A 22,451-nucleotide genomic window follows, 5' to 3' on the forward strand; every position below is an offset into this window, starting at 1 on the left:
GAAGGAGCATGATTGGAAATCATGTGTACGGCTACAGCTGTACCGAGGGTTCAAATCCCTCTCTCTCCGCCAAAGCAATGAAACGGCTCTGTACGATATATAGCGATACATAAATCGCTTAGTACAGGGCCGTTTTCGTGTTTATAAAAATATTTCCGTATCGCATATTATCACAAAAGAACTATAGGTATTCCCTATCTATTCCCTATTAGGGAATTTTTGAGCATTTCGTTTAAAAAAAATAGGGAACGAAGGCCTATAAACCGCACAACCATGCGCTTTTCAATGGTTAGGTTATTTTTTCAATAGCTTCGACGGCTTCGTTTTCCATGGCATCGGTAACGTGCGTATAGACTGACAATGTCGTTGCCGGTTCGTTGTGACCGACACGCTGCATGATTGCTTTGAGAGATACCCCGGCTTCCGCCAGTATACTGATATGGGTATGCCGGAAGATATGCGTGCTCAGGTGTTTGTCATAATGGATCTGACGCAGAATCTTATTGACGTATGATAGATCTATGGGACCGCCATCAGTATTGGTGAAGATATATGATTCGTCATCCTTGTCATGTTGTGTTGGTTCCCAAAGGCGCCGGCGTTTATTCCGTAGCTGGAAATGTTCCAGGATTTCCCTGGCACGTTTATCCAGCTTGACATGCCGGATAGAGTAGATATTTTTCGGACTGCCACGATGTGGAATGTCTCCCTTTTTCCGTGCCCATACAAGGGTAGCATTGACATATATCTCATGCCCATCATAATCCTTGTCACGCAGTGCTGCCAGTTCCCCGAAACGCAGCCCTGTCAGTGACTGGAATTCGCAGATCAGTGCCACGGTGGGAGATTTTTCACGGATCCGTGATAATACATCATGCAGTTCCTTCCTGGACAAGAACTTTTCCCGTTTATGCTCAACGTCTTCCACAGACTGCTGTGGTTTTGGTACCGATATCCGGCGGACAACGTCGGCCGAATCTATCTGCCCCAGGCGTTCAGCTAGAAGGAATGATGCATTCAGTACAGTATATACTTTCTTGCCATATGCATAGGAAAACCGTTTTACCAGTCTGGTGATGACATCCTGCAGGTATACAGGAGTTATCAGTTGTACCTGGGTATCTTCCGGGAAGTATTCATGCAGCCGTTTTTGTACCATCTGATAGCCGAGAAGAGTAGAATCTTTTACGAATCCCTGCCGGCTGTTGATGTACGATTGAATGATATCGAAAAGCAATACATTTGTCCCGTGGCAATTGGTCTTTTCCTGTATCATCAGTTGTAGCTTTTCGGCAGCGGCCTTTTTGGCCATATTGGATTTCGATGGCATCGTCACGGATACTTTTTTCCGTTTGCCTGTCAAAGGTTCAACGTATGTTTCCCGGAAAGCATAACCGGTCTTTGTTTTTTCCATCCACATAATATCAACCTCCTTATGGATATAAAAGGCTGATTCGTGGTATACTGTAAACGTAAATCAGCCCATTGGGTGGCTTTTTACATTGCCGGTACGGTACTGGTAATACCACCGGCGCATCCCGTCTTCTGCTGGTAACAGGAGACGGGATTTTTTTATTGTTTGATAATTTCGATGTATCGTTCTAATTCGGCCTTTTCGTATTTGGCGATGAGCGATACCATTTTTTCTGGATTTTTATTGTCGGCGTGGTACGCGTCGAAGCAGTCGTAATACTTGCGTCGGTCCGTGAATTTGATGTCGACGGGGAGCAAGCCGTTTTTTATTAGCTCAAAGTTTAGCAGTAAGCGGCCTGTGCGCCCGTTGCCGTCGATGAACGGATGAACGGATTCAAATTCAAGATGGAGCAGTGCCACGGCTTCGATGATGTGCCTTTCCTGTTTCCATTCTTCATACTGTTGGATCAGCTGCTCAACGGCCGGCTGCACCATGTACGGCTGCGGCGGTGTATGGAGCGCGCCGAGAATTCGGACTGGGACGTTGCGATACTTGCCGCGGTTTTCCCTGTCGTTCATCAAGACGAGGGAATGGATCGTCTTGATGTCCGATTCCGTCAGCGGCGTGTTGTGCGACGCCAAGTCGATGATATAGTAAAAGGCGTCCTTGAAGCCGATGACATCGAGATGGTCGCGCAGGGGCTTTTCGGCAATGGTAATGCCTTCCTGCAGGATAAGGGCCGTCTCACGAAGCGTCAGCGTATTGCCCTCGATAGCGTTGGAATTGTACGTCGTCTCGATGATAAATTCATCGCGCAGCCGTTGCAGTTCGGTTTTACTCAGCGGGCGCAGGCCACGCAGTGTATTTTTTAGGGTGTCGATTTCGGTTAAGATTTGGTTCATGATATGTGCCTTTCAATATTTTATATTCTCTCTAAGGTTACGCGTTCAAATGAGTCAAGGTGCGTAATAGGGCTTTTATATATTAACTCGGACTCACTGCGTTTTTCATTGGCCGTATATCGAATTTTGTACTGCCAACCATCACAGTTTGCATATAAGTCTCGAATTTCCTCAACATTGTCGTAAGTCACTATCCAATGACGCTGTTCAAGACCTTGTATGATTTGAGATAGTTCGGCGTGATACCCTACATCAAGTGCGTTTTTGTAAAGCTTTTTCCCTTGTTTGAAATATGGTGGGTCGAAGAAAATAAATATGTTTGCATCAAATGGTTCAATGATTTGATGAATAAACTCTCGACCATCTTGATTATAAAGATGTATTCTGTTGCGCAGAGCATATATTTTTTGTATTTTTTTGACGAGCTTCGGCTTGTTAAAACGACAGTCAAGCTTATACTTAGCGGTTTGATTTAAGCCGCCAATAGGGCCGCCTTCAATAATTCCCGACCGATTTGTACGATTTAAGAAAAATGTTGCCCATGCTAAATCGAAATTATACCCATGAATATTTTTTAGTCGGTTGTATATGGCACGTTGTTTATGCCATTCTTCCAAGGTTACAGGAGTGTTTAATATTTTTTTTACCATGTTATCGGCGTGGTTAAGGATCGCATACCATACGGAATAGATTGCCGGATCGTAATCATTTAGTATGACTTGGCTTACCTTATTATTTAAGAGTAACGACATGGCCACGCCTGCACCGCCGCAAAAAGCTTCACAATATGTTGCATTTTCTAAATGGTTTATTTCTAAAATATGAGAAATGTATTTGAATAGCTGGGATTTTCCGCCAGGATAGCGTAATGGTGAATTATTACTTGGCATATTGTCACCTCCTTTGAAATTAAGTATATCAAAATCTATATAGGTTGGCCATTGCTAGTTATAGGGGAGGAAGGAAAATCCTTTTTGATAGTTTGTTATAAGCTTTTTCTAACTGATTGCGAAATTCGTTTAGTTCTTTTTCATGTTGTAAGGCATAGAAATGAAATAAGTTTGTTGCATCGAAAGTGGTCTGATATTTTTGAAACCATTTTTTATATGAATCTCTATTTACCGTATCTGGATCAGTTAAAGTCTCATGCTGGAAAAGTGTTCTGGTTATTCCGTGTAAGAAACAATCTTCTCGATCAAAATATTGGTCAGAACTTTCAGAAGAATTTCTTAAAAAATGATTTAAAGTTTGCTCAGGCGACATTCGACCAGGCAGTATTAATATAGTATAAACTTCATTATTTTTTAAATTTTCTATGGCGTGAAGTGTTGATTGATCTTGAGGGATATCGCCGTCAAAGATAACAATTTTGGTACTGGCATAGAGCGGATCTCCCTTAATTAAAGATATCATGGAATTTTTTCCAATTTTTATAGGTAAAAAGCTAAAATGATTTTCTAGTGTTGTACCTTTTATTATATTTTTTATGAACCATCTAGCTTCATCATCTTCTGTCAAAATTTGAGCCTTATGTGTATCTTGAAGAATTGGATCTTCTAGAAGCAGTGAACGAATAACGTCGTATCGGGGATTTCTAAGTGTTTTTACTTCTTCTACATTATTAGCAATACTCATATAATACAGTTCGATAACATTGTTATTATCGATAATATTATGTGCTGTTTTTTTTGAAATATAACTTAGCAAGCTTAAACTATGTGTAGTACAAACAATTTGTAAATCTAGTTCCTTTGCTGATTTTAAGAGATAATCGAATAATCTGTTTTGTGCGGAAGGATGTAACGTAGCATCTATTTCATCGATCAATAAAAGCCCGCCGTTATAATGCTCCTTACGAGACTCTTTCAGTAATCTAAAGGAATCTACTGCAAGTAAAATTTGCCCCAGATTATCCTGCCCTGCTGAATTAGTGAGATAGTCATAATTTGAAGTAGTGATTCCGACGACTTGTTTTCTAGCAGTCTCATCAATAGATATTGTACTTGTTTCTTTTATGTCATTAGGAAGTGAAAGGATTTGTGTATAAGCTTTATTTCTCTTTTCTGTGAGAGTGGGGAATTTATCTGTATATTTTTTCCTTTTTAAATCTTGGGTATCAGACTCTCCCAAAGGGTAAAATCTTGAAAGCCCTAAAAATAAAGTTGGCCAATTTTTCTTTTTAGAATGTCGCTTTTTACTTTTCTTATCTACATATTCAGGGATAATTCTTGGTCGTAATTTAATTTGCTTTTCTGCTGTTTTAAGATCAGTTTTTTTGTGTGTTTGCCAGGTTATTCTACAGACTCTAGAGTCACCGTCATCGAAATTAATAGTTAAGATATTAGATTGAGTTTGGTCAAAATCTTGACTCATTTTAAAAATTTCACTAAATTCAGTACGAAATTGCTTTTGTAGAATTGGGCGCCCGTCTTTAATTTTCAACTCACTAGAATTACCTAATATTCCTAGTAATGTTGATTTTCCAACTGCGTTAGTCCCAGAAAAAATGGTGATATATCTTCCTAAAAGAAAATCCTGATTCTTGAAAAGACGAAAATTGTTAATGCTTAATTTGCTAATTTTCAAAATAAATCACTCCTATAAGTCATTGCGATTAAGAGATTATTTCTGATGTCTTTTAAGCAATAAAAAACTCAAACTCTGACAAATCTACGATGTTTTGTTTCTGCGTATGAATCATCTTTTCAAGCAGGTCAGCCTGTTCTTCATTGGTAAAGTCATTGCCTTGAATATGCGTCAGTTCGTGCAATACGGCTGCCATTTGTCGTTTATGGCATAGGTTGGTATTAATCAGGATGGTATAGCTGCCGTCCTCGTTTTCGTGTGTAAGTGCCCGGATGTGGAAGGGCAGTATCTGATACGTCAATACAATATTCACTCTTCGTTCTTGCCTTCCTTTGCTTTCAATCCATGAATCAGATTCAGGACAATATCGATATCGTCTTTACTCAGGTCTTTGCTGGCATCGAACAAGATGCGCTTCTCCGGGTTTGTACGCAGCTCTTCAGCCAGCTGGGCAACTTCCGGGTCGGTGTAGTAGCCATCATTTGTAGGGGCGTCTGAGTCCCAGCCCATAAGTGCTCCAGGTGTAGTATGTAAGGCTATTGCGATTTTTTCAATTTTATCTGATGGAATATTTCCAATTACCCCTGATTCGTACCGCTGAATTGTTTGTTTACTAACGCCAACAATTTTGGCGACATCATCCAAAGTCATATTCTGCTGTAATCTTGCTTTTTTTATATTTCTATTTAACATCGCCATAATAAGTCCTCTCTTTTTGATATCATTAGTATGTGTCTTGCAACTGCATTATATCACAAAAATTACTTATTACGCAACAAAAAAGTGTTAAATTAGGTCGAAAATCACTTGACACGAAACAATGTAGAATGTATACTTTAACTATGAAAGTTACGTATTACGTAACAAGAAAGGGGGTGAATATAAATGGTTGATACAGACGCATTACGTGGAATTATTGCCCGCGAAAGAAAATCTCAAGTACAAGTTGCTGAATTGTTAGGAATTTCACCTAAAACCTTTTATGAAAAAATGAAAAAAGGAGTATTTGATTCAGACGAGATGTATAAAATGGTTAAAGAACTAAACATCAAAAATCCTGTAGAAATTTTTTTTGCTGATGAGGTTACGCGTTAAGTGACAAAATTAAACAGTAAGGAGGCACGTAAATGACGAACGAAGAAAAATTAGCCATTGTATTGCAATTAGTGAATGGGCTAAAAGCGAACGAATGGCGACGTATCAAAGCCATCATTGACCGTCAATATAAAGAAAAGGGCACCAAGCTGGCGCTTGATGACCTTTCCTGCGAATCAATAAAAAGATGGTTTGATATGGAATCTTCAAAAAATTAATTATCTGGAGGCTAAAATGGAAAACTATATTTTTATTTGTCTAATGATTTTAGTTTCAACCATTATTAATGTTACCGTTGCAGGATGGTTGGCCGTAAAGATGGGAGAGTTTATGTGGGAAAAAATCCAAAAACTATAGGCAAATCTTTTTAAAGACATCTCCAAAGGGTGTAATAGAAAACGACCCACTGGAAACTTCCATGCTACTGTAATTGTCTGGATGCTCTTGAACTATCTTTGTACCTTGTTTATATTCATCAAAAACTTCGTAGGCCTTGTAAATAGTTTCGTCAACGAGTGATGAAACATGGCTCAACTCAACAATTCCAAGGCGGGATAAGTTATTGATAGAAATTGCATTGTTTTCGAAGTTAGTTTCTATCAAACCTGGAATGTAGATAATGTCTTTGCCTAAAGAAGTATAGGACTTACGATCATTGGCATATAGTCTGAATTCAGCCAATGGGCCTACCTTAGGTAATATTTTCAATAGTTTGGCGTCGTTAGCAGACATTTGCTTAATGATTTCTACAAAAGCAATATGAACTTTATCAGAACTTCGTGCATCAAATTCAGCCGCTATTAATTTAGCAAACATTTTTCGTACATCCGTTTTTTCTACGTAATATTTTGATGCCTCTAATGCAGGCCCGATAACACTAATGTCGGGATTATTATTAATTGAGTCGTTTGGGATTTTACTTACTTCATCATCGATGTCTTTTGCATAACGGCGAATATTCGCTTCAACAGTTTGCTTGAGTTTTTCATCCCATCTACCAAAGGTTGCTTGCCAAAGCAGATTTAGCGTTTTTGCAGGAGCGTCAGCTCCTTTGGTAGTGAGTGAGGTCAGAGCTGCTGTTGCTACTGATACGATGATTGGATCCATTAGAATCTCTCCTTTTTTAAATAAACAGAATTAGAAGTTTATGAGCAAAAATTAATACGTATAGTCATCACTTCCCTTCATGGTCATTATACCAGATGGGAGCAGAAAGGAGATGACATAGATGGATGATTTGATTATGGAAGAGCGCCGAAAGAAAGTACAAGCATTAGATTACTTTGAAAAGGCACTGGCATTAGACGATAAACATTTCCAGTTTGATCTACTTGGAAATGAATTAGTAGAAGTAACAGACCTGCTGTCCGGATCGGTACAGTATGTAAATATCGCCTGTGATAATGTACCTGCTATGATATACGACATTTTAAAGCAGGCAGGAGATTGGATTTTATAAAGAAAGGAGATTGCCACATGACAAAAAATGTAGAAGTGGTCCGGCTGGAACAGCTATATGCCAGTCCGGCCAATCTGGCAAAGCTTTATGATTTGGGCATGACTCATACACGGGCTCTTATCAATGAGATGCGGGCCAGTAAAAAATGGCGGACCAGTGTCGTCGCATATAACCGTATGATCCGCGTCAACATTGCCGATTTTGAAAAATTCTGGAAGACAAAAAGCTTTGTTCAGTGAGGAGGGAAAAAACATGAAACAGGAATTACAGACGCCGGCACCATGGATTAATTCCCGACATAACCCAGAGCCAGAACTGGAACAATCACCGGACAATCAGGACGACTGGCTCCTGGAAGACATAATGAGACTGGAAAGCCAGGCGGACACAGCGATATCTATCGCCATGTTCCTGGGCGGATTACTCGTGATGATCCTCATGGTGGGATACATTATGTGGGTCAACAATTTGATTGTCCATTAAAAAAAAATGGCCGCTGTCTGCACCACCAGACAACGACCACATACAAAAACACTCAAATTCATTATACCAGATGGAGGTAACTTATGGAACTGCAAAATCAGAATAAAGAAAAAATCACCAATGCTTTTGAAGAACTGACATTGTTTTTAATACAGGACGCAATGCATAGTTCTGTAGCGACAATAAATCCTGATACTCTTAAGGAAATCAGAGAAAATGTGATGATAATTACCGCGCATCTTTGACGGTCGAACATATTTCCCTAAATACCTTAGATATTAACCGAATTCGCTCGTCTGTTCGAGACGATTGATTATGATTGTCAGTACATTCATCAAAGTATCCTTTTTGAATCATTGCGACTACGATTTCTTTTGTTATTTCTTCCGCGCTCATTAGGCTCACCTCCTTATGAGTGTGATTATACCATAGAAAGGATGAGATATATGTCAGTAAAAATCAGACAACTGGAAATTGAAAATGTAAAACGTGTCAAGGCTGTTACGCTGACGCCGACGGAGAACGGGCTGACCGTCATCGGCGGCCGGAATGGCCAGGGAAAGACTTCCGTATTGGATGCCATTGCCTGGGCTCTGGGGGGCAATAAACTCAAGCCGTCGGAATCACAGCGCATCGGCAGTGCCGCTCCACCGTCTATCCACATCGAACTCAGTAACGGCCTGGTAGTAGAACGCAAAGGCAAATCATCTGCACTTCATGTCATCGACCCGTCAGGGAAGAAAGCCGGTCAGCAGCTCTTAGACAGCTTCATTGAAAAACTGGCCCTGAACCTTCCAAAATTCATGGACGCCCGGAATGATGAAAAGGCGGAAACACTGTTACAGATTATCGGCGTCGGTGACCAGCTGGCCGTTTTAGACCGGGAAGAAAAATCTCTGTATAACCAGCGCCTGGAAGTCGGCCGGATTGCTGACCGGAAAAAGAAACACGCGGAAGAACTGGCCTGGTATCCCGATGCGCCGGCAGAACCGATCAGCGCATCCGAGCTCATCCAGAGACAGCAGGCCATCCTGGCAAAGAATGGAGAAAACCAGCGCAAGCGGGAAAAAGAAGCCCATTACAACAAAGTACTGGCAGAAGCGCAGATTGCCTTTGACCGGGCAAAAGCGGCACTGAAGCAGGCCGAACAGGATTGTGTAACAGCAAGGAAGGCAGCCGAAAACCTGCTGAAGCGCTATCCATCTGATATGGATGTGAAAGAGCAGCGGTTAAAGTTGGCAAAGCTGGAACAGGAATTGAAGGATGCCGGGCAGGATGATGATAACGACGTTCAGATCATTGATGATATAGGAGCGGACCATGAAGACCATAAGACTGAGTAATATCATAGCGCCTCACTTCTGGGGCTTACATCAGGACATAAAGCAGCATGACCATACCTATTATTGGCTGGAAGGCGGGCGCGGATCTACGAAGTCATCTGATATCAGTATCGAGATACCGCCGCTAATGATCAAGAATCCGGATTGTCATGCCGTCGTACTCCGGAAAGTCGGCAACACTATCAAAAACAGTGTTTATCCGCAGATGCAGTGGGGCATTGATGCCCTGGGGCTGACGGATAAGTTCCGCTTCAAGACGTCTCCTCATGAGATTACGTATAAGCGGACCGGGCAGAAAATTCTTTTCTTCGGCGTCGATGACCCGCAGAAAATTAAGTCCATCAAACTGCCGTTCGGCTACGTCGGGATTTGCTGGATAGAAGAACTGGACCAGTTCAGCGGGATGGAAGAAATCCGCAACCTGAACCAGTCACTGCTTCGCGGCGGCCCTGTCTTCTGGGAGTTCTGCTCTTTCAACCCGCCGAAAAGTCAGAACAACTGGGTCAACGAGGAAAAACTTTTTGATGATCCGGACAGACTGGTCCATCATTCGACGTATCTGGGCGTACCCCGGGAATGGCTGGGGGAACGGTTCTTTGAAGACGCTGAGAAGCTCAAAGCTAAAAATGAAATGGCTTACCGTCATGAGTACCTGGGCGAAGTCACAGGCACCGGCGGTGCTGTCTTTGAGAACGTCGAGGACATGGCCATGAGCAATGAACTTGTCGGAAATTTTGACAGGTTGTACTACGGCCTGGACTTCGGTTTTGCTGTGGATCCACTGGCTTACGTGGCTATGTACTACGACGCGAAACGGGAAGATCTGTATATCTTCGATGAAATCTATCAGCAGAAACTGACGAACAGCCAGGCGGCTGAATCTATCAGACTTCGTGCTAAAGACAGCCGTATCTTGGCTGATGCCGCTGAACCCAAGAGCATTGCTGAAATGGCAGGCTTCGGCCTTCGTATTTCTGGAGCACGCAAGGGTCCGGACAGTATAGATTTCGGAATGCGCTGGCTACAGAACCGTGCGCATATCTACATTGATAAGCGGCGCTGTCCCAATACGTACAAGGAATTCGTGGCGTATGAATATGAACGCAATAAAGACGGCCAGTTCATCAGCGCGTATCCGGATGTCAACAATCATAGCATCGATGCTGTTCGTTATGGGCTGTCTGAAATCATGAACCGGGATAAAATCGTATCCCGGCGCGTTAATTATTAGGAGGGAGCCATGGCAGAGTATCAATTATTACGGGATGCGTATTATGGGACAGGAGGATTTGCTACTGGATCGTATCTCAACAAACACAAACGTGAATCAAAGGAAGATTACCAGTTCCGCCAGGCGAATGCGTATTATTTAAATTATTTCAGCCCTATCGTTAACGCATTGGTAGATCCTATTTTTAAACGGCAGCCATTACGGGATTATCAGGGACCGGCATCTGCGACAATTAAAGCATTCCTGGAAGATGTCGATACTGCTGGTGCAGACATTCATACGTTTATGAAACGCGCGGCAATTATGGCCAAAGTGTACGGCGTATCTTTCATCGTGGTGGATAATGCCAGTGAACGGCGGTCAAGGACCGTTGCCGAAATGCTTCAGCAACGGGAAATCCCATTTGCATATGTACTGGGGCCGCAGGACCTGGAAGAATATGGGATAGATCAGACTGGGTCTTTGCTGTATGTCCGGTTCAAGGAGGTAGCCAGTATAAAAGACGGTACGTATCAGTACCGGTATACGTATTACGACCGTACTAAATGGGAGATCTGGGGTGATAATCTGATGAAATCATCGGGCGAGCATGGACTGGGCTGTGTCCCTGTCATTCCGCTTTTCCCTAGGATGCTGGAACAACGGACGATGAAGCCGACGCCGGAACTGGAACCTATTGCCCGAACCGCTAAGGCTTTGTATAATCATTGTTCCTGGCTGGGTGAGATCTTGCGTAATCAGACGTTTCCGCTGCTGACAATTCCATCCCTGGATGTCAACGATTTAGTTGTCGGGACAAACAATGCATTGGGATACCTTCCGGATAGCAGTCATGCGCCGGCGTTCATTGCGCCGCCATCTGACCCGGCTACTATCCTGCAGAATCAGATTGCGTCCCTCATCCAGGAAATGTATCGTATGGCCAGTCTGTCGTTCGTCATCAGTACGACACAGAACAATAACAGTGGGATTGCCCGTCAGTGGGAATTTGAGCGGACCAATCAGCAGTTAGCCAATTTTGCTATGCAGTGTGCTAGAGCGGAGACGGAAGTCATGGAACTGGTTGCCCGGTGGGTGAATAGTGATATTACGTATACGGTATCCTATCCGGACGATTTTGGGATTGTCGATGTAACAGACCAGCTGGCGCAGGCCCAGGCTGTATTGGATATGAATCTGACGGATGGCCTGCAGGAAGAAGTTCTGAAAAGGGTACTGGCTGTGTACTGCCCAGATATGCCGGATGAACGCTTTGATGAATTAATCGAGGACATGAAACGCCGGCAGGCAGATAAAGCGAATCAGGAACCACATGGCGGTGATTAACGATGAACAGCCCGATACAGGAAATCCTGACAGCTTTTTCGATGGCGTACAAAGAAAAGGGCCAGAAAGTCATAGCATTAGTGGCAATGTACCTGGCGGACGGTTATTCTGTTCCCGATGCTGTGGATAAGGCTATGCAGACTGCAGCTGTTTCGTCATTTTTTACTGAGGCAGTCCATACAGTGATACAGAAAGCAGCGTCTGCTGGTGCCGGCTCTGATATCCCATTGCTTCCAGAGCTTACGGGGGCATGGGATGCGTCGGGGATGACGTTGTCTGCGAAACTGCATGGTGCTGAAACCGAAATGCGTCAGGTGATTATATCGACAATACAGGCACAGCAGAGGCTTGGGGCGTCTGCGACACGGGTGGCCAGGGCATTGTATGACGGCTATAATTCTGGTCATATCATCCGCCGGCAGTCATTGCCACAGTATCTTGATACGATAACAGTATTTGCCAGACGGTCAGATCTGACAGATCAGGACCGGACAACCCTGCAACGTCTCATCCGCAGAGCCAGACGGCAGACGGAAAACATGAGTGCTGACGGAGCACCCAATAAATCGCTCCAGACGGCCTATAGGCAACTTTTGGATGCGGTCGAGACAAATGATACAGTAGCGATGGAAAACGCCGTTAGGACGGCCGTAGAGGAGAAAAGCCGGTATGTCGCGGAACGGATTGCCCGGACGGAATCGGCCCGTGCCTGGGCTGACGGGTTCCATGCCCGTTATGATACAGACGATGATGTCGCTGCCTATAAGTGGACGCTGTCAAGCCGTCATCCGCACTATGATATCTGTGACATGTATGCACAGGCTGACCTTTGGGGACTGGGGCCGGGAATTTTCCCGAAGGATAAGACGCCTATACTGCCGGTGCATCCGCACTGCCTCTGCCATCTGTCGCTGGTCTATGTGACAGAGATTGACAAGAGCAAACAGCGCAATCAAATCAGGAATGGCGGTAACGCCTATCTTAAGCGGCAATCTCATCAGAAACGCTGTTATTTACTGGGAATCGACGGCGCCCGCGCCTGGGAAAAAGGAAGGGCTGACTGGCGCCAATATATGCGTAATTGGTCATCAATCACGGCAAAGAGCCGATTGCTGGAGAACACAGCAGATGATATAATAAAATCAGAAATAAGTATAGGCCAGCAATTGATGTACAAAGATAAGGGCAAGGATGCATTTATTCCTGAACATACTATGGTAATTCCTAAAAAAGTTATTGCTGGTTTGGGTTCCGGTAGTAAATTGAGGATTGCCGATAAATTGGCACAAACTTATGGTGGGATGGCACAGGAATGGCAGAAAGTAGTCGGAGTGATTATATCTGATAAATATCTCTTTGATATTCATTGGTACCATCATAAAGATATGGGAGATATATTATTTAAAATCAAAAGTTATACAGAAAGGAGGGAATAGTCATGAAAGTCCGATATATAGGGCAGTCATTTGGAGTAGACAGTTTAACATCAAATAAGGTTTATCAATGTCTTGGTGTTGAAGGTGGATTCTTAAGGATTGTGGACGATTCTGGCGAAGATTATTTATATTCAGCTGTCAGCCCTGGGTCTTTAGATGATGATGGCATTCCCCCTGGAAAATGGGAAGTAATAGAAGACAATATTGATGGGGATTTACAACGAGCTATAAAAGGTTTATAAGGCGCTTACCTGACGTAGGCGCTTTTTTGTTGCAATTTTATATGGTGTCTTTTCGCCGCCAGACGCGGACCGCAGACGTAAAAGAACGGATCTTTTTTTATACCCGGGAGGTACAAAAATGGCATACACATTACAACAGATTTATGAAGCGTTAAGTAAGATTGAAAACGGTGGGACAATGGTCGCTGACCTGCAGGATGCGATCAGCAAGGTCCGGGCTGAAGCCGCTACGAACCGCGTGAGCCGGAACAAGGTACTGGATGCCCTCGGCCTGCGTGACGGGGAAAACATCGACGAGAACTTGCGCAATCTGACAGCAACTCTGGATATTGTCAGGAAAATTGGTGATCCTCAGCAGATGGGAACACAGATGGCCAGTATGCAGAAGCAAATCAAAGAGCTGACTGATAAATATACTGCCAGTGAAAAACTTGCCGCTGAAGAAAAAGCCAAACGTATCCAGTCAACGATGAAATCACAGATTACGGCAGCTCTTACAGATGGGAAGGCCGTGAAGCCGGATGTTTTTGCCCAGGTACTTCTGGGTAATGTGAGTGCAAAAGAGGATGGCAGCCTGATTTTCAAAGACGGAGATAAAGAAGTCTCTATTGCAGACGGGGTAAAGGGATGGCTGGAAGCGAATCCCTGGGCGGTCAAAAATGACAGTCATCCCGGAAGCGGTCAGGGAGGCGGAGGATCTCATCATGGCGCCTACACAATGGATGAATTAAAAGGAATGTCCCGGGCTGAAATCAATCAGCATTGGGATGAAATCAGTAAAGGAGTGAAGAAATAATGGCAATTACCACGTTTATCCCTACTATATGGGAGGCCAGACTGCTTGCGCATCTGGATAAGAACCTTGTTTATGGCAATCTGTGCAACCGTGATTACGAAGGCGATATTTCTCAGGCCGGTGATACGGTTACAATCAATCAGATTGGCGATATTTCTATCAAAGATTACAAAAAGACGGAAGACATTACGCTGGATGATGTAGATGGGACGCCGACCCAGTTAAAAATTGACCAGCAGAAGTATTTTGCATTCAAAGTCGATGACGTCGATGCCGCCCAGGCCAATGTCAATCTGATTGATGCCGCTATGCAGCGTGCATCTTATGGCGTCCGTGATGTTGTAGATCAGTACATTGCCGGCTTCTACAAAAAAGCCGGCGTTGTAAAAGGGCTTGGTACAGATACAACGCCGCTGGCATTGACCACGGCGGCCCAGGCATACGATGCTCTGGTAGATCTTAAATGTGCTCTGGATAATCAGAATGTCCGGGCAGACGGCCGATTTGTCGTTGTTCCGTCCTGGTTCTACGGACTGATGCTCAAGGACGACCGTTTTGTAGCCGCCGGCACGGCTAAGACTGATGCTGTCCTGGCTAATGGCCTCATCGGAACGGCTGCCGGATTCAATATTTACCAGTCTAATAATGTACCGAATACGGCCAATGCGAAATACAAAATCATTGCTGGTACGACGGATGCCATTTCTTTTGCGTCCCAGGTCACCAAGACGGAAGCTTTCCGGCCTGAAAAATCCTTCTGTGATGCCATTAAAGGATTGTTTGTTTATGGTGCCCAGGTCGTACAGCCTAATGCCCTGGCCTGCATGACGGCAAACCCGACAGCCGGCGCGTAAGTCTATGGAAATCAGGATTGAAGTCAAAGGATTAGATGAAGCTGTCAGCCGGCTGGACCGCGTTTCGGCCGGCACACAGTCACGCCTGCGGGATGCGATGCGCAGGGCCGTCGAGGATATTCAGGAACGGGCCCGGAAAGAGCATCAATTTACAACGCGCAACGGTGACGCGGAACGGTCGATTCATGGCGAAACGTCATTTCATAAAGATTCGTTCGAAGGCGTTGTCGGAACGACCCGCCTAGTGACGATTTACCTGCATCAGGGAACGCGCAGCCATATTATCCGTAACCGGTATAAACGGGCTCTGCGCTGGACTGCAGGCGGTCAGTTTGTGTTTGCGAAACGGGTGCGTCATCCCGGAACGAAAAAAGATCCATTTATTTTCAATGCCGCCGCTCATGAAAAACGGCAGGTCATTTCGCGGTTCGAACGTGCGGTACGGCAGGCAATAGGGGAGGCATACTGATGGAATTCATTACACTGGAAGACATTGCAGATACAATCTTAACATGCAGAGACTGCGATATTTCCTATGCAAATGATTATCTGCACCGGCTTGCCGTCTCATTTGGCCTGTCAGATACAGATATCCAACTGCCGGCACGTCCGGCGGTTAAGCAGCTGGGCTCTGCGATTGCCTGTAGGGAATGTGCGGCCGCCTGCGTTGGTACGGATCCGACAGTAATGGTCGATGGAAACCGGGCAGACGACGTATATTATCAGAAATACAAAATGTATGTCCAAATGGCAAAGGATATTGAAAGCCGTCTGACCTATACGGATTTTTCCGTTAAAGGGGTAGACAGTAGCGGGAAGGGAGGTGTCGGGGTAATCCGTTTATCCCGTGCATAATGAACCGTTTCCGGATGATAGCCAATGAAATCGTAGAGATTCTGAAAGATGAATTTCCTGATATGGTATGGAAATCAGCCGTCCTGGGGCCTTCTTATCCAAAAGAACTGACCGGGTATGTCTGTTGTGACACGATTACATTTGAACCGTATTCTAAAAATAGCCGTCAGGCATCGGCCGTTTTTACAATAGAAATTATCTGCCCAAATCCCAAAAACAAAGCAGACGATACGCAGTATATTGAAGATCTTGCTATGGAAGTCAAAGACGTGTTGTGCGAAAACAGAACGATTGACGGATGGGCACAGGACAGCTGTATAGACAAAATTGTTTTCGCAACGCCGGCAGGGCGTCCTGATATCGGCATTGCGATTTTTTCATTTACTGTAGAATACGAAGAATAGGAGTGATAGTATGGCACGTACATATGCAACACCAACCAAAACCGGCTCTGTGGCAACGGTCGGTAAAGATTATTTGATTTATCTGAATACGGGGGAAACGGAAGCAACACCTACCTGGACACTGCTAGGCGGTCAGCGTAGTGGCGATCTGACACGTAAGGCTGATTCCATTGATACCAGTAATAAAACATCAGGTGGCTGGAAATCGTCTTTGGCCGGACTCCGTGAATGGAGCATTGACCTGGAATCCGTTGTTATTTTGGATGATGCAGGTGCACAGTTCCTGGAAGATGCGTTTAATGATGGACAGCTTGTTCAGGTCAAATTTGAATATCCTGATAAAAAATATCGTACTGGCTGGGCAGCCATCACAGATTTCAGCCTGTCTACGAAATATGACGATGCCGCCACGATTAAAGGCACATTGTCTGGCAATGGTGCGCTGTCCGAATTGAAAACAGCAGGGGCATAAGAAAGGATGAATAGGCATGAAAAAAGTACCTTTTGACGCGTTTGGAGACGGGCAGTACCTGTATTTCAATATTGCCCGTCTCATGCAGCTAGAACAGGCAACGGGCTGTGGAATCAGCAGCATCGTCAGTCAGCGGGAATTAAATCTGAGTGTCCTGACAAAGATCTTTATGATTGGCCTGGCTCATCACAAGAAACACAATGAGCTCTGGTATGCTCAGCGGATGCAGGAAAAACTGGATCAAGGCGCAAGCCTGGAAGAAGATTTTTATGTCCCGGCAGTCAAGGCTATTGCCGGCAGTGGCATCCTGGGGAAAGCGGCGTATTATGCCGCCTTCCCGGAAGAACTGACGGAAAAGGCGAAACAGGATGTAGATGACGAAAAAAAAGATTAATGGCGGAGGGGGCAGACGATACGCCGCCCCCGTCTTTTTTTGAATGGCTGGAATGGGCTGAATCTCAGGCATATGGCCCGTTAGGATTAAAGCCATGGGAGTTTTACAGGCTGACGCCTATGGAATTGAATAAGCTGATTGAAGGGTATCAGGTACGCCGGGAAGACAGGGCGTTCATGACGGCATGGTTCGTCAGCAATATGATCAACGTCCATATTAAGCATCCCATCCAGGCAAAAGAGCTGGCCAAACCATTCCTACATGAAAAGACAAGCAGTGAAATGCGCCGTGAACGGGACGAATTTATTACATCGTTCAGGAAACAACGAGAGGAGGCGGGATTTGATGGCGACAGTGACGAGTATTTTGGTGAAGATTGGGGCGAATAGTTCCGAACTGCGGAAGGAACTGGCGGCGACCAAGGCAGAATTGAATACGACACTGGGCAGTGAAGTAATGGCAGCATCTAAAACGGCCGTTCTTGGAATTGCCGGGATTGCCGCGTCTCTTGGAGCATTGGGCGCTAAAGCCGTTCAGGCGGCAGGGAATTTCCAGCAGGTCCAGACGGCTATAACGAATATGCTGGGAAGTGCAGACCAGGCTAAGACCCTGTTGGGACAGTTGCAGGATTTTGCCGCAAAAACACCGTTTGAGTTTAATGACGTGGCTGCGGCATCGCAGAAATTCCTGGCATTTGGATTTACAGCGGAACAGATCATTCCGACATTAAGAGCTGTGGGTGATGCCGCAGCCGGTGTGGGTATGGGTAAGGAAGTGATTGACCGGATTACGCTGGCCCTTGGGCAGATGGCAGCCAAATCGAAGGTACAGAGTGACGAAATGCTTCAGCTGACAGAAGCGGGAATTCCGGCATGGCAGATGCTGGCAGATAAAATAGGCGTATCTATTCCCCAGGCGATGGATATGGTCAGCAAAGGGACTGTGAATGCTCAGACGGGTTTGCAGGCGCTTGTCGGCGGTATGGAAGAACGCTTCAGCGGCATGATGGACCAACAGTCAAAGACGATTACCGGTACATGGTCGAACATGATGGATGGGCTCAGTCAGTCTGCCATTGCTGTCGGCCAGCAGATTTCAGATGCGCTGAACCTGCCTGATCTGTTTTCTTCGTTGGGTGACAGCTTCCAGCAGTTCGCATCGCTTGTTAAAAGTGAAGGACTGGGACCGGCGTTGATTGACACGATACCACCAGAGGTGCAGATAGCTGCAGCCGGTCTTGCAACGGTACTGACAGCTGCCACTATTCCGGCACTGACCGATTTCGCAATATCGGCAAAGCTGGCAGCATTACCATTGGCGACTACATTTCTTTCCGGAATTACGAATTTAAAGACTGTTGTTATGAGTGTGCCGACTGGAATGGCGGCGGCGACGACAAGTTTTGCGCTGCTGAAAAATGGAGCTGTAACTGCAGGTGCCGGGATTGCAAGTTTGGCAACAAGTGCTAAAGGATTTGTCACGTCCATTCCGATGATGCTGGCCCGTATCGGGTCGTTTGTACTGGCATTTGGCCCATTGGGCGTTGTTGTGACTGCTGTAGCTGTCGCTATCACTGCTTTTGTTTCATCCGGCCATAAGCTGACGGATTTGCTGAACGTTATGCCAGGTACAATGGATGCTGTGAATATGGCAGGTGATTCTTTAAAACGGCTGTGGGGTGAACTGGGGCAGGCAATCAGTAATCTGGTGTCGGCTGCGTCCCCGTTGATTACTGTGATGGCAACAGTATTTACAGCAGCTATCTATGCTATTATTGCTGCTATTAATGTCGTAGTGTCTGTCTTATCCTTTTTACTGGCAACGGTATCCAATATAGTTACGGGACTGATTGCTATGTTTAACTGGATGTATGACGGGGTGTCATCGGCATTGGGCCGTGTATCTGATGCCCTGGGAGATATGGTAGATTCTGTTTTGCCGGACTGGGCAAAAAGCGGCCTTGAAACCATACGTAGTTTTGTTCAGACTGCAATAGGATGGCTGCAGGACCTGATTTCGAAAATATTCCAGACGAACAATGCCCTGAGCAATACCGGCAATAGTATGACAGATGAAGAAAAAGCCAGACGGAAAGCCGGAAGGGAAGCGCAAGAAGCATTAGATAATCCCGGCAATTCTCCGGGATATTCCATGCCGGATTTTTCCCAGTTTGGAGGTTCCGACTCTAATGGAATCAACGGTAGTGGCGCTGCAGGGAAATCTGGAACTTCTTCGGGAGGCACATATGACCCTCGTGCAGGTGCTATATACAATGCGCAATCCCTTACGGGGCTGACATATGGTACAGGTGAGGGACAGGTCGTCTGTACTACGTATATAGAAAATGCATGGGCGAATGCCGGCGTCTCTAATGCCTGGGATTTAGGGCCAAATGCGGATTACTGGGCGCAGAATGCCGGTGCAGCATTCCATCCGGCCGGAACCGGGTATGTTCCTAAACCGGGGGATGTTGCCATTACCAATGACGGTGAAGGCGACCCGACGGGGCACGTCATTATGATTGATGAAAACGGTACAGGCTATTACGCTGCAGGCGGCAGTGCCGGGGTATCGTCTCATTATGATACGGATCATCGTGATGCTTTCAACATCTACGGGTACATCAACATGGCAGAATATGCCGGATTTGCCGATACGGGCCATGGCCAGCGCCAACAGTTCAACTGGGACCAGAGTGAGTATACACAGGCTATTAAAGCGGCGGCCACGGCTTATAATCTGGATCCGGCACTGCTTCTGGCAATCGCCATGCGTGAAAGTGGTGGCGATACCATCAGCGGCCTTACTATGGAAGGCGGCAACGGTGGCGGCATGATGCAGATTCTGAGTCCGGACCAGGACGTTTCTGATGGGAATGGCGGAAGAATAAGAATTGGAGATTTGTATCAGGATTACCAGTCAAATGTTCTTTCCAATGCTATGGCTGGGGCCGCTATGCTGAAAGACAAGATTGATGTGAATGGTGGCGATGTCTGGGCCGGTGTTGCGGATTATTACGGCGGGGCCAATAAAGGCGCGTATGCTGAACAGATAAAAGCCAATTATGGCAAGGTACAAAGTCAGGGTGCCAGCGGGGCCGGGAATTTTATGCAGCAGCAGGCCCAGTATCAAAAGAAGATGATTGAGCAGGCACTGCAGACGCATCAGCAGATTGATGACAGCTATGCCCAGTCTACGGCAACGCAGGTCGAACTGACAGATCGAAAATTCCAAAAAGAATATGAAAAGCTGAATGAGTCCAAAGCCTTCAATGCGAACTATCAGAAGGATAAAGAAAAACTGGATGCCTTGTATGCCCAGGAACATCTGAAGGCAGTTGAAGCCGATGCTCAGAAAGAGCAACAGATCCGGAGCAAAGCACAGGAAATAGCCGCTAATGTCAAGACGAATGCACCGGCCGTTACGGATACGGCCAGTGAGAAAGCAATTGCGAAAATGGAAGCGGATTATGACAAGGCTATTACGTCAATCCAGTCAAAATGGCAGCAGTATTCGTCTGAGTTTGCCAGTATGACGACTACACAGAAAACGGCATTCCTGAAAGCCCTGGATGAAGAAAATATTGCCTATGAAGTGTCTGCTGATGGTCGGCTGTCATTTGCCAAAGAAATGTATGCTGAAGAACTGGCCCAATATAAAGCGTTCATCGACCAGAAGACGGCATATTACCAGCAGGCAAAAGACATTGAAGCTGATATTGAGGAAGCAAAGAACCAGGTATCTATGGAACGGCTGCAGGATGTACTGACTGAAGCAAATGCTATCCGCCTGAATGACTACGAAGCGCAGAAGGCGATGATGGAAACCTATCAGGAAACGTATTTGGCCGCACATGCGTCTACGGCTCAGATGGTGGCTGATTTGTACAGTACTGCATTCAGCGGACTCAGTTCAGCTATTACCGATACCATCATGGGAACGAAGACGCTGGGGCAGGCATTCCAAAGTCTGGGCAAATCCATGATTCAGGTCATTGTGGAATTTTACGCAAAACAACTGGCAGGGATGCTGGTCAATAATTCGATGGCCAAGGCCCAGACGGCTGCAGCTATATCCCAGACAACGGCAGAAGGTACAGCTATGGCTGCAGCATTAGGTCCGGCAGCATTCTTCAAACTGGTGTTAGATCCTGCGTCTGCCGGCGTGGCCATGGGATTGATGTCAGCAGGTACGGCGGCATCTATGGCGACTTCACTGGCATCGTCCTTTACGGGACTGGGAAGCTTATCCAATGGCGGGGCTTCCTGGTCTGAAAAACAGTCATCATTGACATCGGCTCCATGGAACGGGCCGAAGCTGGCTTCTGGTGGCATTACCAAAGGAAACACGATTGCCATGATTGGAGAAGGCCATTATGAAGAAGCAGTCTTGCCACTATCCAGGGATAAATTCGAACAGCTTGGACTGATTGACAATAATAAATCCGTCAATAATGTATCCATGAACGTCAGCACACTGGATGCATCTTCTTTCACTGATTTCCTCCGTAATGGGGGGCTGGATACCATCCGGCAGGCTTTATTTGAAAATGATCGTAATTTCGCAACAGAGGCAGGTGTATTCTAATGGCTTTACGGAAGTTTCCTATTGAACTGAACAAGCTCAGCTGGTCCAGTACGAAAGCCATGAGCTGGGATACGGAAGTACAGACGTCCGGGAGTGGTAAAGTACGGACGATGACCAACTTACTGCTGCCGAACTGGACCATTGAAACGAAGTTCGTTTACTTGACGGATGACGAATATCGTAAATTATTGGGATTCGTGGCGCTCTGCAAGGGCGCCTTTGAACCCTTCTTGTGGAAAGATCCGGAAGATTACCAGGAGAAAAAACGCCAGCTTCCTATGGTGACAGCAGGAACTTATCAGGCCATTATGACCATGGGAGATTATGTGGAACCTGTAGAGTATATCGAAGACGTCACAGTGTGGGTCGATGGGCAATTGCAGAAGGATACAGCCTATACGGTCGTGAATGGCTGTATCGTCTTCAAAACAGCACCGTCTGCAACGGCTATCGTCAAGGCCAGCTATACGTATTGGTGGAAAGTCATGTTCAAAGACGATGGTTTGACTATTGAAAAAGTTTTTCAGAACATCAATAAGACGAAGTCGTTCAAACTCGTGACAGTGAGGTGA

General features: G+C 45.5%; 28 protein-coding genes and 1 tRNA gene (1 of these 29 only partly in view). 22 read left to right on the plus strand and 7 right to left on the minus strand.

Annotation, left to right across the window (positions count from 1 at the left end; translation table 11 throughout):
• Positions 1-72: transfer RNA gene (locus tag B2U90_RS10620), tRNA-Ser, on the plus strand (it extends 88 nt beyond the left edge of the window).
• A gap of 217 nt (positions 73-289) precedes the next feature.
• On the opposite strand, the gene B2U90_RS10625 is transcribed toward B2U90_RS10620, so the two are convergent.
• The 6 genes from B2U90_RS10625 to B2U90_RS10650 form a co-directional block, all read right to left on the minus strand.
• Entirely contained in the window at positions 290-1,420 is a 1,131-nt protein-coding gene (locus B2U90_RS10625) for a tyrosine-type recombinase/integrase (RefSeq protein ID WP_292017746.1), read from the minus strand.
• Between the two features lie 152 nt (positions 1,421-1,572).
• Positions 1,573-2,316, minus strand: a complete 744-nt coding sequence (locus B2U90_RS10630; protein ID WP_292017747.1) for a Fic family protein — start codon at positions 2,314-2,316, stop codon at positions 1,573-1,575.
• 20 nt (positions 2,317-2,336) lie between these two features.
• The gene (locus B2U90_RS10635) at positions 2,337-3,206 is read right to left on the minus strand and encodes a DNA adenine methylase (RefSeq protein WP_292017748.1); all 870 of its coding nucleotides are present in this window, start codon (positions 3,204-3,206) and stop codon (positions 2,337-2,339) included.
• Between the two features lie 58 nt (positions 3,207-3,264).
• Positions 3,265-4,902: an ATP-dependent nuclease gene (locus B2U90_RS10640; RefSeq protein ID WP_292017749.1), complete on the minus strand. Its 1,638-nt coding sequence runs from the start codon at positions 4,900-4,902 to the stop codon at positions 3,265-3,267.
• A 52-nt stretch (positions 4,903-4,954) separates the two neighbouring features.
• Positions 4,955-5,215, minus strand: a complete 261-nt coding sequence (locus tag B2U90_RS10645) for a hypothetical protein (RefSeq protein ID WP_292017750.1) — start codon at positions 5,213-5,215, stop codon at positions 4,955-4,957.
• Positions 5,212-5,601 carry a helix-turn-helix domain-containing protein gene (locus B2U90_RS10650; RefSeq protein WP_292017751.1) on the minus strand — a complete coding sequence of 130 codons (390 nt, stop codon included), beginning with the start codon at positions 5,599-5,601 and terminating at the stop codon, positions 5,212-5,214. Before B2U90_RS10650 ends, B2U90_RS10645 begins: the two co-directional genes overlap by 4 nt.
• A gap of 186 nt (positions 5,602-5,787) precedes the next feature.
• Here B2U90_RS10650 and B2U90_RS10655 point away from each other — a divergent pair, with 186 nt between their 5' ends.
• Entirely contained in the window at positions 5,788-5,997 is a 210-nt protein-coding gene (locus tag B2U90_RS10655) for a helix-turn-helix domain-containing protein (protein ID WP_292017752.1), read from the plus strand.
• Positions 5,998-6,029: 32 nt separating this feature from the next.
• The gene (locus B2U90_RS10660) at positions 6,030-6,215 is read left to right on the plus strand and encodes a hypothetical protein (RefSeq protein WP_292017753.1); all 186 of its coding nucleotides are present in this window, start codon (positions 6,030-6,032) and stop codon (positions 6,213-6,215) included.
• A 133-nt stretch (positions 6,216-6,348) separates the two neighbouring features.
• Here the strand turns inward: B2U90_RS10660 and B2U90_RS10665 are convergent, their stop codons facing one another.
• The gene (locus tag B2U90_RS10665) at positions 6,349-7,104 is read right to left on the minus strand and encodes a DUF4393 domain-containing protein (RefSeq protein WP_292017754.1); all 756 of its coding nucleotides are present in this window, start codon (positions 7,102-7,104) and stop codon (positions 6,349-6,351) included.
• A gap of 121 nt (positions 7,105-7,225) precedes the next feature.
• Here B2U90_RS10665 and B2U90_RS10670 point away from each other — a divergent pair, with 121 nt between their 5' ends.
• From B2U90_RS10670 to B2U90_RS10760, 19 genes are all read left to right on the plus strand, one after another.
• Entirely contained in the window at positions 7,226-7,456 is a 231-nt protein-coding gene (locus B2U90_RS10670) for a hypothetical protein (protein ID WP_292017755.1), read from the plus strand.
• Between the two features lie 17 nt (positions 7,457-7,473).
• Positions 7,474-7,695: a hypothetical protein gene (locus B2U90_RS10675; RefSeq protein WP_292017756.1), complete on the plus strand. Its 222-nt coding sequence runs from the start codon at positions 7,474-7,476 to the stop codon at positions 7,693-7,695.
• 13 nt (positions 7,696-7,708) lie between these two features.
• Positions 7,709-7,939 carry a hypothetical protein gene (locus tag B2U90_RS10680; RefSeq protein ID WP_292017757.1) on the plus strand — a complete coding sequence of 77 codons (231 nt, stop codon included), beginning with the start codon at positions 7,709-7,711 and terminating at the stop codon, positions 7,937-7,939.
• 83 nt (positions 7,940-8,022) lie between these two features.
• Complete coding sequence (locus tag B2U90_RS10685) at positions 8,023-8,184, plus strand: hypothetical protein (protein WP_292017758.1); 162 nt, start codon at positions 8,023-8,025, stop codon at positions 8,182-8,184.
• A gap of 201 nt (positions 8,185-8,385) precedes the next feature.
• Entirely contained in the window at positions 8,386-9,282 is an 897-nt protein-coding gene (locus tag B2U90_RS10690) for an ATP-binding protein (protein WP_292017759.1), read from the plus strand.
• Positions 9,260-10,513, plus strand: a complete 1,254-nt coding sequence (locus B2U90_RS10695) for a PBSX family phage terminase large subunit (RefSeq protein ID WP_292017760.1) — start codon at positions 9,260-9,262, stop codon at positions 10,511-10,513. The genes B2U90_RS10690 and B2U90_RS10695 overlap by 23 nt, the downstream gene beginning before the upstream one ends.
• A 9-nt stretch (positions 10,514-10,522) precedes the next feature.
• Positions 10,523-11,839: a hypothetical protein gene (locus tag B2U90_RS10700; protein WP_292017761.1), complete on the plus strand. Its 1,317-nt coding sequence runs from the start codon at positions 10,523-10,525 to the stop codon at positions 11,837-11,839.
• Between the two features lie 2 nt (positions 11,840-11,841).
• On the plus strand, positions 11,842-13,275 hold the full coding sequence (locus tag B2U90_RS10705) for a hypothetical protein (protein WP_292017762.1): 1,434 nt from the start codon (positions 11,842-11,844) through the stop codon (positions 13,273-13,275).
• Positions 13,276-13,277: 2 nt separating this feature from the next.
• Entirely contained in the window at positions 13,278-13,517 is a 240-nt protein-coding gene (locus B2U90_RS10710; RefSeq protein WP_292017763.1) for a hypothetical protein, read from the plus strand.
• A gap of 118 nt (positions 13,518-13,635) precedes the next feature.
• Positions 13,636-14,313, plus strand: coding sequence for a hypothetical protein (locus B2U90_RS10715; protein WP_292017764.1), 678 nt, complete (start codon positions 13,636-13,638; stop codon positions 14,311-14,313).
• The gene (locus B2U90_RS10720; protein ID WP_292017765.1) at positions 14,313-15,167 is read left to right on the plus strand and encodes a phage capsid protein; all 855 of its coding nucleotides are present in this window, start codon (positions 14,313-14,315) and stop codon (positions 15,165-15,167) included. Before B2U90_RS10715 ends, B2U90_RS10720 begins: the two co-directional genes overlap by 1 nt.
• Before the next feature lie 4 nt (positions 15,168-15,171).
• The gene (locus B2U90_RS10725) at positions 15,172-15,636 is read left to right on the plus strand and encodes an HK97-gp10 family putative phage morphogenesis protein (RefSeq protein ID WP_292017766.1); all 465 of its coding nucleotides are present in this window, start codon (positions 15,172-15,174) and stop codon (positions 15,634-15,636) included.
• Positions 15,636-16,022, plus strand: a complete 387-nt coding sequence (locus B2U90_RS10730) for a hypothetical protein (protein ID WP_292017767.1) — start codon at positions 15,636-15,638, stop codon at positions 16,020-16,022. Before B2U90_RS10725 ends, B2U90_RS10730 begins: the two co-directional genes overlap by 1 nt.
• Positions 16,023-16,036: 14 nt before the next feature.
• Positions 16,037-16,426: a hypothetical protein gene (locus B2U90_RS10735; RefSeq protein WP_292017768.1), complete on the plus strand. Its 390-nt coding sequence runs from the start codon at positions 16,037-16,039 to the stop codon at positions 16,424-16,426.
• A 10-nt stretch (positions 16,427-16,436) separates the two neighbouring features.
• A complete protein-coding gene (locus B2U90_RS10740) occupies positions 16,437-16,898 on the plus strand; it encodes a phage tail tube protein (RefSeq protein ID WP_292017769.1) in 462 nt (153 codons plus the stop codon).
• 16 nt (positions 16,899-16,914) lie between these two features.
• Positions 16,915-17,292, plus strand: a complete 378-nt coding sequence (locus tag B2U90_RS10745; RefSeq protein ID WP_292017770.1) for a hypothetical protein — start codon at positions 16,915-16,917, stop codon at positions 17,290-17,292.
• A 119-nt stretch (positions 17,293-17,411) separates the two neighbouring features.
• Positions 17,412-17,681 carry a hypothetical protein gene (locus B2U90_RS10750; protein WP_292017771.1) on the plus strand — a complete coding sequence of 90 codons (270 nt, stop codon included), beginning with the start codon at positions 17,412-17,414 and terminating at the stop codon, positions 17,679-17,681.
• The gene (locus B2U90_RS10755; RefSeq protein ID WP_292017772.1) at positions 17,638-21,879 is read left to right on the plus strand and encodes a tape measure protein; all 4,242 of its coding nucleotides are present in this window, start codon (positions 17,638-17,640) and stop codon (positions 21,877-21,879) included. Before B2U90_RS10750 ends, B2U90_RS10755 begins: the two co-directional genes overlap by 44 nt.
• Entirely contained in the window at positions 21,879-22,451 is a 573-nt protein-coding gene (locus B2U90_RS10760) for a DUF2460 domain-containing protein (protein WP_292017773.1), read from the plus strand. The genes B2U90_RS10755 and B2U90_RS10760 overlap by 1 nt, the downstream gene beginning before the upstream one ends.

Source organism: Megasphaera sp. UBA4233 (genome assembly GCF_002395615.1).
Taxonomy (GTDB): Bacteria; Bacillota; Negativicutes; order Veillonellales; family Megasphaeraceae; genus Megasphaera; species Megasphaera hexanoica.